We start from the raw sequence: 274 nt of genomic DNA on the forward strand, positions 1-274 counted from the left end.
TGGATATCGCGCGCCGTCGCCAGATAGGCGACGCGATCGTCCTGCGGGATCGTTCCCGTCACCGCCTCGGGATAATCGTAGCGGCCGGGGTGGTCGTCCATGGCATAGACATCGACGCGGCAATCGGGGAACCGGGCGCGCAGCGCGGCATATGTGTCAGTCGTGAAGGTCGCGATACCGCACTTTCGCGGCAGGAAATTACCGATCAGCGCGATGTGCCTGGCGCTTTGCAGAACGGCCGACTGCTTCATCCTGTTGCCTTCGCTGGTGCAGC

General features: G+C 63.5%; 1 protein-coding gene. It reads right to left on the reverse strand.

Annotation, left to right across the window (positions count from 1 at the left end):
* A partial coding sequence (locus CVH10_RS20375; protein WP_219924895.1) for a hypothetical protein occupies positions 1 to 251 on the reverse strand: 251 nt, incomplete at its 3' end.
* Between the last annotated feature and the right edge of the window lie 23 nt (positions 252 to 274).

It is taken from the genome of Halomonas sp. ND22Bw (genome assembly GCF_003011945.1).
In the GTDB taxonomy this organism is placed as follows: Bacteria; Pseudomonadota; Gammaproteobacteria; order Pseudomonadales; family Halomonadaceae; genus Halomonas; species Halomonas halophila.